This window comes from Bacillus sp. JJ664, from assembly GCF_036962205.1.
In the GTDB taxonomy this organism is placed as follows: domain Bacteria; phylum Bacillota; class Bacilli; order Bacillales; family Bacillaceae_G; genus Gottfriedia.
The window spans coordinates 1-16,513 of sequence record NZ_JBALMS010000061.1; the positions used below are offsets into that span (position 1 = coordinate 1).

A 16,513-nucleotide genomic window follows, 5' to 3' on the forward strand; every position below is an offset into this window, starting at 1 on the left:
GTTTTCAAAGTTCACTTTTTCGCTCGTAAGCGACTTAAACATCATAACATTTTCTTTCAAATGTTGTCAACGTTTTTTTAATTTTATTTATTTGTCATCGACACCGTTTTAATGTGACAACGTTTAATAATATAACACCAAAAAATCATAAACACAATACCTAAATATAAATTCTTTTTATTCAGAATCCACATTTTATTTAACATGCAAAATATGTTTTAAAAAGTAATTTAAGTTTAACCTCAACAACGATGTTTAATAGACATACAGAATTAAAAAAGCTGACTAAACAATTGCTGTTTAGTCAGCCAGGCTCTAAATTATTTATGTCTCAGATTATTTATGTCTCATAAGCGGGAATAATAATACGTCACGAATTGAAGGCGAGTTAGTTAACAACATAACTAGTCTGTCGATACCAATACCTAATCCTCCAGTTGGTGGCATACCATGTTCTAATGCTTCTATATAATCGTCATCCATCATATGCGCTTCATCATTTCCAAGCTCACGTTCTTTCAATTGTGCTTCAAAGCGTTGTTTTTGATCAATTGGATCGTTTAGCTCCGTGAATGCATTTGCATGCTCACGAGCTACAATAAATAATTCAAAACGATCTGTGAAACGAGGATCATCCGCATTCTTTTTCGCTAACGGTGAAATTTCAACCGGGTGACCATAAATAAATGTAGGTTGAATTAATGTTTCTTCTACTTTTTGTTCAAAGAACTCATTAATGATATGTCCTACAGACATATTGTTATTAATCTCTACATTATGCTCTTTAGCAAAATCTCTTGCTTGTTCTACTGACATTTCAGGCCAGAAATCTACTCCACAAGCTTCTTTAATCGCATCAACCATATGAAGTCTTGTCCATTTTGGCTCTAAGTTAACTGTATACTCACCATAAGGGATCGTTGTTGTACCTAAAACTTCTTTAGCAATATGAGCTATTAAGTTCTCAGTCAGTTCCATGATATCTTGATAATCTGCATACGCTTCATATAATTCAATCATAGTAAACTCTGGATTATGACGAGTTGAAATACCTTCGTTACGGAATACACGACCGATTTCATAAACTTTTTCAAGTCCGCCTACGATTAATCGTTTTAAGTGTAACTCAATAGCGATACGCATATATAATTCCATATCCAGTGCGTTATGGTGTGTGATAAACGGTCTAGCTGAAGCTCCACCTGCAATCGCATGCAACATAGGCGTTTCAACTTCTAAATAACCTTGATCATCTAAATAACGTCTCATTGATTGAATGATTTTACTACGAGAAATGAACGTTTGACGACTTTCCATGTTCATTAAATCTAAGTATCGTTGGCGATAACGTTGTTCCACATCTTGTAAACCATGGAACTTATCTGGAAGTGGTAGTAATGCTTTTGATAGGAAAGTATATTCCTTTACCTTAATAGATAATTCTCCAACATTTGTTTTAAATACTTCACCACTAACACCAACAATGTCGCCTAGGTCAGTAATATCAAAGATTTCGTAGCTCTCTTCACCCACAGCATCTTTACGAACATAGATTTGAACTTGTCCATTTAAATCTTGTACGTGTGCAAATCCAGCTTTCCCTTTACCACGTTTCGTCATTACACGTCCTGCGAATGAAACAATAATTGCTTTTTCTTCTAATTCTTCTTTAGAAAATTGATCAAACTGTGCTAATAATTCGCTTGAAGAGTGTGAACGTATAAATTTTTTACCGAAAGGATCGATTCCTTTTTCTTCAAGAGTTTTCAATTTTTCCCTACGAATCAGGGCTTGGTCATTTAATTCTTCGTGACTCATCTTCTCATCTCCACGTTTTTATTAATAAGTATATAAATACAATATGATTTTAATAGAAAAACTGCCAGGAATCTAACTGGCAGTTTTGTTTACTATATCATATTATATTTTGTCAAGGGAAACCTGTCAAACTTACAAAGCTTCAACAGCTTCCATTTTTGCTTCTACTTCATTAACATAAGCCGTTAATAGATTAACCATTTCTTCACGAGTATTCACTTCGTTGATTTGGTTACGAACTGTTGTAGTACCTTTCATGCCTTTTAAATACCATGCAGCATGTTTTCTCATTTCCAATACAGCAACATGTTCATTTTTCAATTCGATTAATCGGTCCATATGCAACAGACACACATCAATTTTTTCGCGTGGCGCTGGCTCTGGCATTAAAATGCCTGACTCCAGATACTTAACCGTACGATAAATCATCCACGGATTCCCTAGTGCCGCTCGACCAATCATTACGCCATCACAGCCAGTTTCATCTAACATACGCTTAGCATCTTGAGGCGTTTCTACGTCACCATTTCCGATAACTGGAATTGAAACCTGATTTTTAACTTCTTTAATCCAGCTCCAATCAGATTTACCTTCATACATTTGATAGCGTGTACGACCATGAACTGCAACAGCTTTTCCGCCAGCAGCTTCAACAGCTTTTGCATTTTCGACTACATATATATGATCATCATCCCAACCAAGACGCATTTTAACAGTTACTGGTTTACTGACATTTTGAGCTACTGCATAAACCATTTCATGAATCTTATTAGGGTCTAATAACCATTTAGCACCCGCATCGACTTTTGTTATTTTGGGTACAGGACAACCCATATTAATATCAATAATATCTGCATTTGTATTTTCATCTACGTACTTAGCAGCTTCTACTAACGATGATTTTTCGCCACCAAATATTTGTAAGCTTAATGGTTTTTCACGTTCATCCATATAAAGCATATCTAATGTTCTTTTGTTATTGCGAAGAATCGCTTTATCACTTACCATTTCAGCACAAACTAATCCTGCGCCAAATTCCTTTACAGTTAATCTAAAAGCCGAGTTACATACCCCAGCCATTGGTGCTAGTACGACGGGATTTTTCATCTCGATGTCACCAATTTTCAGCACATCCCATCCTCCTCCCATTGCATTTAAAACTTACAATCTATATTGATAGTTCCTCTACACTTACTTTTAATTGTTTTGCACATTCATGCAAAAACTGTTCTGATGGCATACGATTCCCACGTTCTACTTCTCCTAGAACTGAAACGGATACGCCTAGATTTTTTGCAAAACCTTCTTGGGTATAGCCTTTTAACTTTCTAAAAGCCCTAATTCTTCTCCCCCATTTTTCTGCTTCCATAATCGTACCCCTTTGTCTTCTAACAATTTATTTTCAACCTTAAGCGATGGGTTAATTTCTTTTAAAGGTATTAATACAAAGCTTCTTTCAAACATTCTAGGGTGAGGTATTCTTAGGTGCTCAACTTCTATATTTTCTTGATTATAGAGTAAAATGTCAAGGTCTATTGTTCTTGGACCCCAATGTATTTCTCTCTTTCTACCAAGATTTTGTTCTATATTCTGCGTTACTTCAAGCAATTGTAAAGGCGTTAAATTGGTAGAAATTTTCATGACTAAATTTAGAAATGAATCTTGATCAACGTAACCTACTGGATCTGTTTCATAGATTGATGAAACTTGTTCAACTATAATACTTTCATGTTGCCCGATTTCTTGTATTGCTCTTTTAAGGAAACCTACTCGATCACCTATATTTGTACCTAAACTTATGTATGATTGATTATTCATGACGACCCCTTGTTATTTCAACTGCTACGTAATCATAATGACCTGGTATCGGCGGATCTGGTTTAATCACTTTCACTGTACATTGTTGAATTAGATCATAAGTATGTAATATTTGTGAAGCCACCTCTTCAGCTACTGCCTCAACTAAATCATATGGTTTACCTTGAACGACTTCTTCACATGTCTTGAATAAATCTGCGTAACTTACTGAATACGCCAAATCATCGGTTTTTCCTGCTTTTTTTGTATCTAATTCGACAATTAAATCCACATTAAATCGTTGACCAAGTGTCTTCTCTTCTTTATAAACACCGTGGTACCCATAGAATTTCATCCCTGTTACATAAATTTTATCCATTATTGATCTCCTATCTGTAACATTGCATCCATCATTTTAGCCATTCGAGAAATCGGTAGAACATCATGAACTCGAACAATTTCACAACCCTTTGTTATACCAAGACAAACAGTCGCTCCCGTCCCTTCCATCCGCTCATCGACTTCAGTTCCAAGGACTTGTCCAATAAATCTTTTTTTCGAAGTACCAAGTAAGACTGGATAATCTAGTGATTTAATCTGCTCTAATTGATTCATCACCTCTAAATTTTGTTTAGCTGTCTTTGCAAATCCGATGCCCGGATCAAGAATAATCATCTCATCTTTTACACCAGCACGCTTTGCAATCTGGATACTTTCAACTAAATCACATATCAAATCGCTCATTAAACTGTAATAATTTTCATTTGTTCGGTTATGCATTAAACAAATTGGAACTTGGTAAGATGCTGCAACCTCTGCAATACGAGGATCTTTTTTTGCTCCCCAAACGTCATTAATGATTGTTGCACCAGCTTCTAACGCTTGTTTCGCTACCTCAGATTTGTATGTATCTATTGAAATCGGAACGTCTATTTCATTAGACAGAGCTTTTATAATCGGAACAACCCGTTTAATCTCTTCTTCTTCATTGACCACTGCCGCTCCAGGTCTTGTAGATTCTCCGCCTACATCTATAATCTTCGCTCCATCAGCAATTAGTTTCTTTGCATGTTGAATCGCTAGTTCTACTTCGTTATATTTGCCACCGTCGGAAAATGAGTCTGGCGTGGCATTTAAAATCCCCATAATAATTGTTTCATCTTGTATCGGTAATGAATAATTCCCGCAAAGCAAAGGTGTTCTCGCTCTTCTCATGATTATTCACTCCTTTCTATTTCATATCTGCTGAATAAACGTGATGTATAGTTACGATAATCTTTTTGAAGTTTATAAATAAGACTGTTCTCATGTAAGGCATAACCATGTTTATCAATTGTCGTAATTGGAATCATTTCTTGAATTGAGTTTGTTATAAAAATCTCATCACTATCAATCAACTCTGCTTCAGTAAAGAAACCTTCTTCACACAAAATGCCGTTAACATTTGACCAATGCATTACGAATTGTCTTGTAATCCCATTTAATATTCCAGTATCGATATGAGGAGTATACATTTTACCATTTTTTATAAAAAAGATATTTGAAACGATCCCCTCAGAAATGTATCCATCCTTCGTTAGAAAAATTCCTTCCAAACAAGGAGAGTTACCAATTTCTTTCTTCCCAATAATATTATTTAGATAATGATGTGACTTTAATCTTTCTTTACCTTCAGGAGAATTTCTTGGTGTATGTAGAATGACCCCTTCCTTTTCGGTAATGTTTGAAGGGGGCATTGGTTTAACAAATATGATTGTATTTGGTTTTTGATATATTCCCGTATATAGACCAATCTCTCCATCGCCTGCTGAAACATTTAAACGAATATATGCATTCTTTAAATTGTTCATCTCAACTAATCGAATTAATATATCTTGTATTTCCTCATTTGACATGTTCCACTCAATATTTAATTCATTTAATGACTGTCTTAAACGATTAAGGTGATCGAATAATAGGAATGGGTGTCCATCATATATTCTAAAGGTCTCAAACACACCTAATCCATATAAAAAGCCATGATCAAATGGAGAAATTTTCACTTCAAAATCATTCAAGTAATCTCCATTGAAATAAATCTTCATACTTTACTCCTAGATGGTTTATATAACTCTAAAAAGTTCTTAAGCATCTCTTTTCCAAACTGAGACATAATTGATTCAGGATGAAATTGAACGCCTTCAATAGGCAAGGTTTTATGTTTTAATGCCATTATTTCTCCATCACTTGTCCAAGCGGTAACTTGTAATTGATTTGGGAAGCTTTTATCATCAACAATTAAAGAGTGATACCTCGTCACATCAATCGGAGATGGCAAATCACTAAATAATCCCATACCTTCGTGAGTAATAGAAGAAGTCTTACCATGCATAAGTGTTTTAGCACGGATTACTTCACCACCGAACACTTGAGCAATCGCCTGGTGACCTAAACATACGCCCAAGATAGGCATTTTACCTGCGAAGTATTCTATGGCTTTTAAACTAATACCTGCTTCATTTGGTGTACATGGTCCTGGTGAAATCATCAAATAAGTAGGGGCCATTGCTTCTATTTCCTCTAAAGTGATTTCATCGTTTCTTTTTACAACCAGTTCTTCACCTAGTTCACCTAAATATTGTACAAGGTTGTAAGTAAAAGAATCGTAGTTATCAATCATTAAAATCATGCTTGTATACCACCTAACTTAGCTTTTTGTTCACTTACACTCTTTGCCGTCCATAACGCTTGAGCTTTCTTTAAGCTTTCCAAATACTCATGCTTAGGATTAGAATCAATTACGATGCCTGCTCCTGCTTGCACATATGCTTGTTGATCCTTCGTAATCATTGTACGGATTGTAATATTTAACTCCATATCACCTGTAAAACTAACCCATCCAACCGAACCTGTATAAATACCTCGTTTTGTTGGCTCGAGCTCCTCAATAATCTCCATAGTACGGATTTTAGGCGCACCTGTAATTGTTCCCCCGGGAAATACTGCTTTTAGCAAATCGAATGAATCTTTATCTTCATTTAATTCTCCACGTACATTAGAAACTAAATGCATAACATGTGAGTATTTCTCGATCACTAATAATTCATCCACTTCAACCGAGCCATATTTACATACTCGCCCTAAATCATTACGTTCTAAATCAACTAACATAATATGTTCAGCCTGTTCTTTTTCATTTGAACGTAGTTCTTCCATTAATTGAGCTTCTTCCTCTGGTGTGTTACCACGAGACCTTGTACCAGCGATTGGTCTTGTCCAAACTTCTTGGCCTCTCTTTGCTACAAGTAGCTCTGGTGAACAACTTACAATTTGAAATTCATCAAATTCTAAAAATGACATATACGGAGATGGATTGATTTCTCTTAATTGTTCGTAAATATAAATTGGATCTGTTACCAATGTTTCTGATTGAAGAACCGATAAGTTCACTTGAAACACGTCACCAGCACCAATATAATCCTTTACCTTCCCTACAGCCTCAGTAAAGGTTTCCTCAGACATATAAACTGTTTTTTGAAGTTGTTCGGAGCTTTTTCTATCTATGTTTACTTTTTCCACTTCTTTTACAAAGAATGCTTCTAGTGATTCTAGCTTTTCTAACGCAATCTCTTTATTTTCAGTTTCTTCAATTACAATTAGATACATTAACTGGTCTTGGTGGTCAAAAATGATAACCTCATGAAATATAAGTAAATATACATCAGGTATGTTATAAACATCTTCTGCAAGATTCGGAATGTCTTCGATATAACGATTGCAGTCATATGTGAAATACCCAATCGCTCCACCTTGAAATGGAGGTAAATCATCGCGCTTGTCGATCGTGAATTTCGTTAAATATTTTTTCGCCAGATCAATCGGATTTCCGCTCTCTTCAGTTTTTCCTAAATGATCTTCTATTGTTAACTTATTATTTTTGCCATAAATTTTTGCAACGGGATTTGATGCCATAATAGAATATCTTCCATCACGTCCACTCTCAAGTAGTACGGCATTCTTTTTATCTTTGGCCATCTCTACAAAGTGATTGAAGAAAGATTTGTTAAAATTTAATACTTTTGAAAATATTTCATACTTCATGTGAAATCCCCCTCTGATTGCTTCCTTTTTTCATTTTACACAAAAATTAGGAACTATACATCAAAGCATTTCATTGGATAACAAAAAATCCCTCTGCATTGATGCAAAGGGATTGTTTAAAATTACATTTTACTCGAATTGATATAACGCTGTACTTAAGTAACGTTCACCATTACTTGGAATAATAGCTAGCACTTTCTTACCTTTTCCTAGCTTTTTAGCAACTTGTTGTGCCGCATATATAGCTGCTCCAGAAGAAATACCAACTAAGATTCCTTCTTCTTTTGCTACTTTTCTTGCAGTCTCCATTGCTACATCATTTTTAATTTGAATGACTTCATCATAAATTTCAGTATTTAAAATGTCTGGAATAAATCCTGCACCTATTCCTTGAATTTTATGTGGTCCCGGTTTACCACCTGATAAAACAGGTGAATCTTCAGGCTCAACAGCTACAATTTTTATACCTGGATAAGCTTCTTTTAATACTGCTCCTGCTCCAGAAATTGTACCACCTGTACCAACACCTGAAACAAATGCATCTAATTGCTCACCCATTTGTTCAACTATCTCAGGACCCGTTGTTAAACGATGTACTTCAGGATTGGATAGATTTTTAAATTGCTGCGGAACAAAGTATCCATGTTCTTTTGCAAGCTCATCAGCTTTACGAATTGCTCCACCCATACCTTCTGGACCAGGTGTTAATACTAATTCTGCTCCATAAGCACGTAGAAGATTGCGTCTTTCAATACTCATCGTTTCTGGCATTACTAATATTGTTTTATAACCTTTTGCTGCAGCAACCATCGCTAGTCCAATTCCCGTGTTACCACTAGTTGGTTCAATAATTGTGTCGCCTTGTTTTAATAAGCCTTTTTTCTCTGAATCCTCAATCATCGCTAAAGCAATGCGATCCTTTACACTGCTACCTGGATTCATAAATTCCAGTTTTAAGTAAATTTCCGCACTGTCCTCTTCTACAAATCTGTTAAGTTTCACTATTGGAGTTTGACCGATTAATTCATAAACCGAATTTGCAACCTTCATTTCCCTTCACTCCTAATCCCAAGTATATTGACCTGTTTAATATACATTATTATAAAAAGAAAAGAATCTGTCAAACAATTTATACAATTCACAAACTTGTATGTCTACATAACAAATTATGAATTGTATATCTGACAAATTCCTAAATTTTGTGCTTACATTTGGTTGATTAACTCTTTTAGTTGTTCTTCTGAGTAATGGTAAGCTTCGTTACAGAAATGACATTTAACTTCTGCCTCACCATCTTCTTCTAAAATAAGTTGTAATTCCTTTTTACCGATACTAACTAATGCCCCTTCTATTCTTTCTCTAGAACATTGGCATTGGAAATTTACATCCATTGTTTCTAAGATTCGTACTTCTTCTTTACCTAATACTTCATATAGAAGTTCTTCTGGAGTAAGTCCTTCTTCAATTAATTTAGAAACTGGTTTAATTGATTTTAGGCGGTTTTCAATTTTTGTAATACACTCGTCGTTTGCACCAGGTAAGATTTGAATAATAAATCCTCCACTAGCCAAAATCGTGTGATCAGGGTTTACTAGAACACCTACACCTACAGATGACGGAGTTTGTTCTGATACTGCAAAATAATAAGTGAAATCTTCTCCTAGCTCACCAGATACAATTGGTACTTGACCAGTAAATGGCTCTTTCATACCAATATCCTTTACTACAGAAACTGTACCTACTGTACCAACTGCTTTTGCAACGTCAATTTTTCCAAATTGATTTAGTTCAGTTTGCACATGTGGATTTGCAACATAGCCACGAACCTCACCTTTTGCATTACTATCAACTAAAATATGTCCAAGTGGACCGTTACCTTCAATTTTAAGCGTTAGTTTTTCCTCACCTTTAAGCATCGCACCCATCATAGCTCCAGCAGTTAACGTACGACCTAAAGCTGCAGATGCATTTGACCATGTATCATGACGTTCTTGTGCTTCCCTTACGATGTTTGTTGATCTAACACTATATGCACGTACCTCACCATTAAAAGCTAATGCTTTTACTAAATAATCCTTCATGATGAACTCCTTTTTATGAATTTCGTTTATAAATTAAATGTAGTCCTTTTAATGTTAAATATGGATCCATTACATCAATAATATCCGATTCTTTAGATATTAGAGAAGCAAGACCACCAGTTGCTATTACAGTAGGTTCTACCTTTGCTTGTTCTTTCATTCGTTTCACTATACCTTCAACTTGACCAACATAACCATAAAGGATACCAACCTGCATCGCCTCAACTGTTGTACGACCAACAATATTTGAAGGTCTAGTTAATTCAATACGTGGTAACTTAGATGCTTTTGTATAAAGTGCTTCTGTGGAAATATTAATTCCTGGTGCAATTGCTCCACCAATATAATTTTTATTTTCATCAATATAACAATATGTAGTAGCTGTACCAAAATCTACAATAATTAGAGGACTACCATATTGCGCAATTCCAGCTACAGCATTTACAATACGGTCCGCACCGACTTCTTTCGGATTATCATATTTAATGTTTAAGCCTGTCTTAATTCCAGGACCGACAATTAATGGTTTTTGTTTAAAATATTTCGTTGCCATTCTTTCTAACGAAAACATGATAGGTGGTACAACTGATGAGATAATCACAGCGTGAAATTCATCAAATTGTATCCCTGCATATTGTAATAATGAACCAATCACCATGCCATATTCATCTTCTGTTTTATATCGATTTGTTTCGATTCTCCAATGATGTATTAATTCATCTTCTTGATAAACACCAAGAACAGTATTTGTATTTCCAACATCTATTACAAATAACATAATATCCACCGACTCTCCATTTCAGAAATAAAACCGATATTTTTTTATATTTTTCGTTTCATACTTCATTTTTATCACTATAAAAAATATGATAACACAAGTTATGATCAGATTAAAAATAGATGCTTTGAGAACAAAAAAAGAAAGAGTGTCTGGATAGACACTCTCTATTTTTATTCTGTAATTTTTGGTTCAGTTGGCTCATCGTCCTTTTTAGGAGCAATGTTAACTTTAACCTCGTCAGCAGCAGCTGTAGATGTAGGAAGTGTACCTTGTTCCCAAAGACTCTTAATTCCTTTAGCATCTAACGTTTCTACTTCTAATAAAGTGTTAGCAAGTAAATCTAATTTATCGCGGTGTTTCTTGATAATTTCAGTCGCGTTTTTGTAACAATCTTTAATAATTGTTTGAATTTCCACATCAATTTCATAAGCAATCTTATCACTGTAATTTTGCTCATTATTAAAGTCTCTTCCAAGGAATACATTACCACCTTGAGATTGACCGAACTGAAGTGGACCTAATTTATCACTCATACCAAATTCAGTAACCATACGACGAGCGATACCAGTTGCACGTTGGAAGTCATTATGAGCTCCTGTACTTACTTCACCAAATACTACTTCTTCAGCTACACGTCCACCAAGTAGACCTGTAATTTTATCTAGTAATTCTGGCTTCGTCATAAAGTAACGATCTTCTTTTGGTAACATAACTGCGTAACCACCAGCTTGACCACGAGGTACGATTGTTACTTTGTGTACCATTTCAGCTTCATCAAGCACTTGGCCGATTACTGTATGACCAGCTTCGTGGAAGGCAACAATTTTACGTTCTTTTGCAGATATAACTTTATTTTTCTTAGCAGGACCAGCGATTACTCGGTCAGTAGCTTCGTCAATATCAAGCATATCAATTTTCTTTTTATCACGACGAGCAGCCACTAAAGCCGCTTCGTTTAATAAGTTTTCTAAGTCAGCACCAGAAAACCCAGGAGTTCTTTGCGCGATTGCTTTTAAATCTACCTCAGAATCTAATGGTTTATTTCTTGAATGAACCTTCAATACTGCTTCACGACCCACTACATCTGGACGATCAACTGTAATTTGTCTGTCAAAACGACCCGGACGTAATAATGCTGGGTCTAATACATCGGCACGGTTTGTTGCAGCAATGATAATGATTCCTTCGTTTGCACCGAAACCATCCATTTCTACAAGTAATTGGTTAAGTGTTTGTTCACGCTCATCGTGACCTCCACCTAAACCAGCACCACGTTGACGACCTACTGCATCAATCTCATCAATGAAAATGATACATGGCGCATTTTTCTTCGCATTTTCAAATAAATCACGAACTCGAGAAGCACCTACCCCAACAAACATTTCAACGAAATCAGAACCACTGATTGAGAAGAATGGCACGCCAGCTTCTCCAGCTACAGCTCTCGCTAATAATGTTTTACCAGTACCCGGAGGTCCTACTAATAGTACCCCTTTTGGAATTCTTGCACCAAGTTCAGAGAATTTACGTGGATCTTTTAAGAATTCAACAACTTCGACAAGCTCTTGTTTCTCTTCATCTGCACCTGCAACATCTTTAAAACGCACTTTTTTCTTTTCATCATTATAAAGACGTGCTTTGCTCTTCCCAAAGTTCATTACACGGCTTCCGCCACCTTGAGCTTGATTCATCAAGAAGAAGAACAAAATGAAAATAATCACAAATGGAATTAGCGAAGTAAGTATTTGAACCCAAGCACTTGTTGTTTCAGCTTGGTTTAACTCTACTTTTCCTCTTAATTTATTATCTTTGATTGCCTCGTTAATTATCTTAGTTGTTTCGTCACTGATTGGTACTTGTGTTTGGAATAGTTCTCCTTTTTTCGCACCTTCAAACTGACCTCTTACTATGTATACTCCATTTTTTGGTTGAGATGATAATGACTCAACTTCACCTTGTTGTAACGAATTATAAAATTTATCGTAACTTACTTTCTTTACTTGAGATTCGGACCCATTGAAATATGTAACAACGCCGATCACAACTAAGAAGATTAATATGTAAAAGACTGTATTACGGAAAATTCGATTCATTCCAAACCTCCTCTCTTTCGATTTGATTACCTTATATAGTAGCATAGTTATACTATGTAAACAAACGAATAAAACTTGACTTATTTCGTATAAACTTCAGGCTTTAAAACACCAACATACGGCAGATTTCGATAACGCTCGATATAATCTAAACCATATCCAACTACAAAAGCATCAGGCACTTCAAAACCTACAAGATCTGCTTCAATGTTTGCTTTACGACCGCTTGGCTTATCTAATAAAGTTACAATCTTTACTGTATTAGCTTTACGGTGTTTAAATAATTCAACTAAATAGTTTAATGTAAGACCACTATCAATAATATCTTCTAGAATAATGACGTCTCTTCCTTCGACAGAAGTGTTTAAATCTTTGACGATTTTTACCTCACCAGAAGAAACTGTGCTATGTCCATAACTTGAAACGTCCATAAAATCGATTTCAATATATGTATCGATATGTTTAATTAAATCAGACATGAAAGGAAGAGCACCTTTTAGAACACCCACTACAAGTGGAAAGCGTTCTTTGTATTCTTCTGTTAGGACTTTACCTAATTCTTTCACTTTTTCTTGAATTGCCTCTTCACTAACTAATACTTGTTGAATGTCTTGTTTCATTTTTTCCTCCTAGAAACTCTTTGAAACGACCTGTATTGCAATAAGTGGTTCATCAACCGAAAAATTTCTTTCAAAAGCAGATCTTTTTACGAATGGAATCCAAAGTATCTGATCTTGACTATCGGTAACAATCGGCCATTCATTGCGTAATGATAGTTTCATTTTTTCATCAATAAATATATCTTTTATCTTTTTTGACCCATTCATACCCTTTAATGACATTCGGTCACCATTCTTTCTATTTCGAACGATGAGCGGAAAAGATACATCCTTAACTGAGCAAATAAACATATCATTTTTTGTGTCATGATATTCGCTTATATATTCAATTTTAAACGTAAAACCGTTTGGCGTTTCATAGATACCTGGCTCTTCAATTGAAATAGTATAATATTTCACATTCACATCCGTGAACGCAAATGAACATTCATCATAAGAGCGTGTGACGATTAAACCTTCAGGTAAATGCTGTTCCCAGGCAGTTTTTCCGTTCGTCAACAAAGTCAGAATTGAATTTATATGACCTTGAGTCAAGCCATTAGGGATATGTAGGTAAACATATTCTAATATTAGTTGAATACATCTTCTTTGTAAAGATATAGGCATTTTTAATAACAGTTCTACATCAATAGTAACTGCTTGTTTTTGTTTATTTTTTATAACTGTATTCAAAGCTTCTACAGATAATTCCATTAAATAGTGCTCATCTTCAAGAAGTTGTCTGCTAAACGTTTGAAATCGTTTATGGGCTATTGGGTTCTCCTCAAAAATAAATGGAAGTACTTGATGTCTAAAGCGGTTTCTCGTATAAACATTTTTAGCGTTGCTTGGGTCTTGGCGAGGAGTTATTTGATGTTCTTGACAATAAGAAATTAAATCGTGTTTTCTAAGCTCTAGAAAAGGACGTATAATCTCTCCTGTACTAAATGGACGCCTTTCTCTTATTCCAGCATAACCTACTGTTGAGCTCCCCCTAACAAGTCTCATCAATATCGTTTCAATCTGATCTTCACCATGATGACCGAGCGCTAAATAATTTGCATGATATTTCGTCATGATTTTATCAAAAAATTGATATCGACATTCTCTTGCAGCTTGCTGAGAACTTAAACCAGTTTCTTCTATAAATTGATTAACATTTAGCCTTTCGCCTTCAAATACAACATTGTTTAGGAGACACCATTTTCTTACATATTCTAAATCGTCTAATGACTCCTGTCCCCTAAACATATGATCAACATGTGCAACGACTAATGAAAAATCATACTCTTCTCTTACTGACAAAAGTGCATGAGCCAATGCCATTGAATCTGGTCCGCCAGATACCCCAATGACAATACTACTTTTTGATGGGATTTTATTTTGTTTGATAAAATCCTTCAATTGATTTATAACCATTTATCCCTACTCCTAATGAAAAGCAAAATTATATATATATATGTTATCATTACTACACTTGGAGTACTATGATTAAAGCTGATAATAAAAATACAAGGCATAAGCTAAACCTAATAGTAAAACAATTGTTGAGGTTTCAAACCAATGGCTTCTTTTTTTCTTTTGCATCACTTTAACATGAGTCCTAGTAGCTGATTGACCGGATCTAGTTACATTGGGAGTATTTGGTGTTTTAGATACTTTATTCATTTGATGATTTCTTTTCGTGATTTTCTGTTCATGCATTAATAAATCCTGCTTCATTTGGTCAGCACTCGTATATTTACCTTCTAATCCCTTTAATAAAAATTCTTTATAAGGTTTTAGTGATGGTGTTTGATAAATGAATTGCTCAATTTGTTTAATACCTTGTCCATTTTTCAAAAATTGCTTTTTAGAATGTAAATGAATAAAAATCATCGATACAGAAAATAAATCATAGGAGACCTCTGCTTTCCTAGAGCCTAATCCCCAATACCCTCGATCGAAAAACTCCGTAAATTCTTTTACTGCACGTCCCATTTGGGTTACGCCACCAAAATCAATCCACTGAATTTTATATGGCTCTTTAGTGACTAGCAAATTGTCGGTTTTTAAATCTCCAAAAATATATCCCTTATCATGAAGTTTCGATAATAAAGATAGTAGTTGGATAATAAATATGCTACTCCATTCCATTCCATTTCGTTCAATGAATTGAGGTAAGCTAACCCCGTTAACATATTCCATCACATAAAAATAATAGCTTTCTTTCGTATATGGATCTATATAGTCATCCACATCTATAAAAGAAGGCCCGAGGAATGAACCCTGGACCCTTGTAATTTTTTTAAGTACATTAACTTCATTCGTTATATTTGTAGAATCCTTACTCAACTTTAGTGCAATTTCACCGTTTTTAGATAAAGCCAGATATACGGTACCATTTGCTCCGTTTCCTAATAGACTCTTAATTTTATATTGATTTTTATTCCATTTACCAGTAATTAGAGTTCCTGCCGCTAAATTAATCTGCCCATTCGATTGATTGTTCATCATCACCATCGTATTTACCCCTACTATAGCTTTGGTCATTAAAATAATTTAGAGCTTCTCGTAAAGCTGGACCAGTCGGTGTTAGACCACCCATTGTTAACTTCGGAAAAATAGTATTTAACTTTTCCAACTTAGGCGTCCAGTCGAGTATTTTATCAACATCATTATGTTTCCCTGGAAATATAAATAATGAAAATGCATTCTCACCAGTTCGTGAATTTAAGCTAATTTGTAGATCAAATAATGATTCTTTTACAGTTTCTAATTTATCTTTCATACTAGCACTTGTATCTACTAAAATAATAACTTCTAAACTAACAGTTTCTCCAATATCTTCAACTACCTCATATACTTCTTCACGCTTTGATGGAGGAAGCGATTCAATTGAATTACTTGAACCTAATATTTGTTTTAATTCCTTATTAACAAAACCTTGAATAGTCTGCGTCATTGCTTTTCTTGTAACCATTTGAACTGTTTGAGAGAGTTGCTTAGTATAAACAATTTGACTTATCCCTCCACCAGCAATGGCAATATCTTCTATTTCTTTTAAACCATCCCCACTTTTAGATTGTTCATCTAAAATACCGATAACGTTTACTGTAATGCCATATTCTTTTGCTAAGCTAGCTACCGCTAATGGATCTTCTCCGTGATTTGAATAGCCATCCGTAATTAATAAGATTTGTTTTAACTTTCCCTTATACATACTTAATCCCCTCCGCATAAAAGTTGTTACCATTTTGTCCAAATATGGGAGGGGATAAACCT

17 protein-coding genes are annotated in these 16,513 nt (G+C 34.9%); all 17 read right to left on the reverse strand.

Annotated features, from left to right (window positions below; genetic code table 11):
- Positions 1-336: 336 nt before the first annotated feature.
- Positions 337-1,818 carry a lysine--tRNA ligase gene (gene lysS / locus V7056_RS11100; RefSeq protein ID WP_499701914.1) on the reverse strand — a complete coding sequence of 494 codons (1,482 nt, stop codon included), beginning with the start codon at positions 1,816-1,818 and terminating at the stop codon, positions 337-339.
- Between the two features lie 132 nt (positions 1,819-1,950).
- Positions 1,951-2,949: a tRNA dihydrouridine synthase DusB gene (gene dusB, locus V7056_RS11105; protein ID WP_499701916.1), complete on the reverse strand. Its 999-nt coding sequence runs from the start codon at positions 2,947-2,949 to the stop codon at positions 1,951-1,953.
- A gap of 37 nt (positions 2,950-2,986) precedes the next feature.
- Entirely contained in the window at positions 2,987-3,187 is a 201-nt protein-coding gene (locus tag V7056_RS11110) for a helix-turn-helix domain-containing protein (protein WP_088004095.1), read from the reverse strand.
- Positions 3,139-3,636 (reverse strand): 2-amino-4-hydroxy-6-hydroxymethyldihydropteridine diphosphokinase, encoded by a 498-nt coding sequence (folK, locus tag V7056_RS11115; RefSeq protein ID WP_499701918.1) that lies wholly within the window; start codon positions 3,634-3,636, stop codon positions 3,139-3,141. Before folK ends, V7056_RS11110 begins: the two co-directional genes overlap by 49 nt.
- A complete protein-coding gene (gene folB / locus V7056_RS11120) occupies positions 3,629-3,994 on the reverse strand; it encodes a dihydroneopterin aldolase (RefSeq protein WP_088004091.1) in 366 nt (121 codons plus the stop codon). Before folB ends, folK begins: the two co-directional genes overlap by 8 nt.
- The gene (folP, locus tag V7056_RS11125; RefSeq protein ID WP_499701920.1) at positions 3,994-4,830 is read right to left on the reverse strand and encodes a dihydropteroate synthase; all 837 of its coding nucleotides are present in this window, start codon (positions 4,828-4,830) and stop codon (positions 3,994-3,996) included. Before folP ends, folB begins: the two co-directional genes overlap by 1 nt.
- A gap of 2 nt (positions 4,831-4,832) precedes the next feature.
- Positions 4,833-5,699 carry an aminodeoxychorismate lyase gene (pabC, locus tag V7056_RS11130; protein ID WP_499701922.1) on the reverse strand — a complete coding sequence of 289 codons (867 nt, stop codon included), beginning with the start codon at positions 5,697-5,699 and terminating at the stop codon, positions 4,833-4,835.
- The gene (gene pabA, locus V7056_RS11135; RefSeq protein ID WP_499701924.1) at positions 5,696-6,283 is read right to left on the reverse strand and encodes an aminodeoxychorismate/anthranilate synthase component II; all 588 of its coding nucleotides are present in this window, start codon (positions 6,281-6,283) and stop codon (positions 5,696-5,698) included. The genes pabC and pabA overlap by 4 nt, the downstream gene beginning before the upstream one ends.
- Positions 6,280-7,695 (reverse strand): aminodeoxychorismate synthase, component I, encoded by a 1,416-nt coding sequence (gene pabB / locus V7056_RS11140; protein WP_499701926.1) that lies wholly within the window; start codon positions 7,693-7,695, stop codon positions 6,280-6,282. The genes pabA and pabB overlap by 4 nt, the downstream gene beginning before the upstream one ends.
- Before the next feature lie 129 nt (positions 7,696-7,824).
- A complete protein-coding gene (gene cysK / locus V7056_RS11145) occupies positions 7,825-8,745 on the reverse strand; it encodes a cysteine synthase A (protein ID WP_499701928.1) in 921 nt (306 codons plus the stop codon).
- Positions 8,746-8,900: 155 nt separating this feature from the next.
- Complete coding sequence (hslO, locus tag V7056_RS11150; RefSeq protein WP_499701930.1) at positions 8,901-9,776, reverse strand: Hsp33 family molecular chaperone HslO; 876 nt, start codon at positions 9,774-9,776, stop codon at positions 8,901-8,903.
- 13 nt (positions 9,777-9,789) lie between these two features.
- Entirely contained in the window at positions 9,790-10,554 is a 765-nt protein-coding gene (locus tag V7056_RS11155) for a type III pantothenate kinase (RefSeq protein ID WP_464961728.1), read from the reverse strand.
- Between the two features lie 173 nt (positions 10,555-10,727).
- Positions 10,728-12,650, reverse strand: a complete 1,923-nt coding sequence (ftsH, locus tag V7056_RS11160; protein ID WP_499701932.1) for an ATP-dependent zinc metalloprotease FtsH — start codon at positions 12,648-12,650, stop codon at positions 10,728-10,730.
- 80 nt (positions 12,651-12,730) lie between these two features.
- Entirely contained in the window at positions 12,731-13,270 is a 540-nt protein-coding gene (gene hpt, locus V7056_RS11165) for a hypoxanthine phosphoribosyltransferase (RefSeq protein WP_499701934.1), read from the reverse strand.
- Positions 13,271-13,279: 9 nt separating this feature from the next.
- On the reverse strand, positions 13,280-14,668 hold the full coding sequence (gene tilS / locus V7056_RS11170) for a tRNA lysidine(34) synthetase TilS (RefSeq protein ID WP_499701936.1): 1,389 nt from the start codon (positions 14,666-14,668) through the stop codon (positions 13,280-13,282).
- 72 nt (positions 14,669-14,740) lie between these two features.
- Positions 14,741-15,751 carry a serine/threonine protein kinase PrkT gene (prkT, locus tag V7056_RS11175; protein ID WP_499701938.1) on the reverse strand — a complete coding sequence of 337 codons (1,011 nt, stop codon included), beginning with the start codon at positions 15,749-15,751 and terminating at the stop codon, positions 14,741-14,743.
- Positions 15,714-16,451: a VWA domain-containing protein gene (locus tag V7056_RS11180; RefSeq protein WP_499701940.1), complete on the reverse strand. Its 738-nt coding sequence runs from the start codon at positions 16,449-16,451 to the stop codon at positions 15,714-15,716. The genes prkT and V7056_RS11180 overlap by 38 nt, the downstream gene beginning before the upstream one ends.
- Positions 16,452-16,513 lie beyond the last annotated feature (62 nt).

What these genes read in the sequence shown, in the direction of transcription:
- lysS (WP_499701914.1), bottom strand. Translation starts at nt 1,818, where the DNA reads ATGAGTCACGAAGAATTAAATGACCAAGCCCTGATTCGTAGGGAAAAA.
- V7056_RS11110 (WP_088004095.1), bottom strand. Translation starts at nt 3,187, where the DNA reads ATGGAAGCAGAAAAATGGGGGAGAAGAATTAGGGCTTTTAGAAAGTTA.
- folK (WP_499701918.1), bottom strand. Translation starts at nt 3,636, where the DNA reads ATGAATAATCAATCATACATAAGTTTAGGTACAAATATAGGTGATCGA.
- folB (WP_088004091.1), bottom strand. Translation starts at nt 3,994, where the DNA reads ATGGATAAAATTTATGTAACAGGGATGAAATTCTATGGGTACCACGGT.
- folP (WP_499701920.1), bottom strand. Translation starts at nt 4,830, where the DNA reads ATGAGAAGAGCGAGAACACCTTTGCTTTGCGGGAATTATTCATTACCG.
- pabC (WP_499701922.1), bottom strand. Translation starts at nt 5,699, where the DNA reads ATGAAGATTTATTTCAATGGAGATTACTTGAATGATTTTGAAGTGAAA.
- pabA (WP_499701924.1), bottom strand. Translation starts at nt 6,283, where the DNA reads ATGATTTTAATGATTGATAACTACGATTCTTTTACTTACAACCTTGTA.
- pabB (WP_499701926.1), bottom strand. Translation starts at nt 7,695, where the DNA reads ATGAAGTATGAAATATTTTCAAAAGTATTAAATTTTAACAAATCTTTC.
- cysK (WP_499701928.1), bottom strand. Translation starts at nt 8,745, where the DNA reads ATGAAGGTTGCAAATTCGGTTTATGAATTAATCGGTCAAACTCCAATA.
- hslO (WP_499701930.1), bottom strand. Translation starts at nt 9,776, where the DNA reads ATGAAGGATTATTTAGTAAAAGCATTAGCTTTTAATGGTGAGGTACGT.
- V7056_RS11155 (WP_464961728.1), bottom strand. Translation starts at nt 10,554, where the DNA reads ATGTTATTTGTAATAGATGTTGGAAATACAAATACTGTTCTTGGTGTT.
- ftsH (WP_499701932.1), bottom strand. Translation starts at nt 12,650, where the DNA reads ATGAATCGAATTTTCCGTAATACAGTCTTTTACATATTAATCTTCTTA.
- hpt (WP_499701934.1), bottom strand. Translation starts at nt 13,270, where the DNA reads ATGAAACAAGACATTCAACAAGTATTAGTTAGTGAAGAGGCAATTCAA.
- tilS (WP_499701936.1), bottom strand. Translation starts at nt 14,668, where the DNA reads ATGGTTATAAATCAATTGAAGGATTTTATCAAACAAAATAAAATCCCA.
- prkT (WP_499701938.1), bottom strand. Translation starts at nt 15,751, where the DNA reads ATGGTGATGATGAACAATCAATCGAATGGGCAGATTAATTTAGCGGCA.
- V7056_RS11180 (WP_499701940.1), bottom strand. Translation starts at nt 16,451, where the DNA reads ATGTATAAGGGAAAGTTAAAACAAATCTTATTAATTACGGATGGCTAT.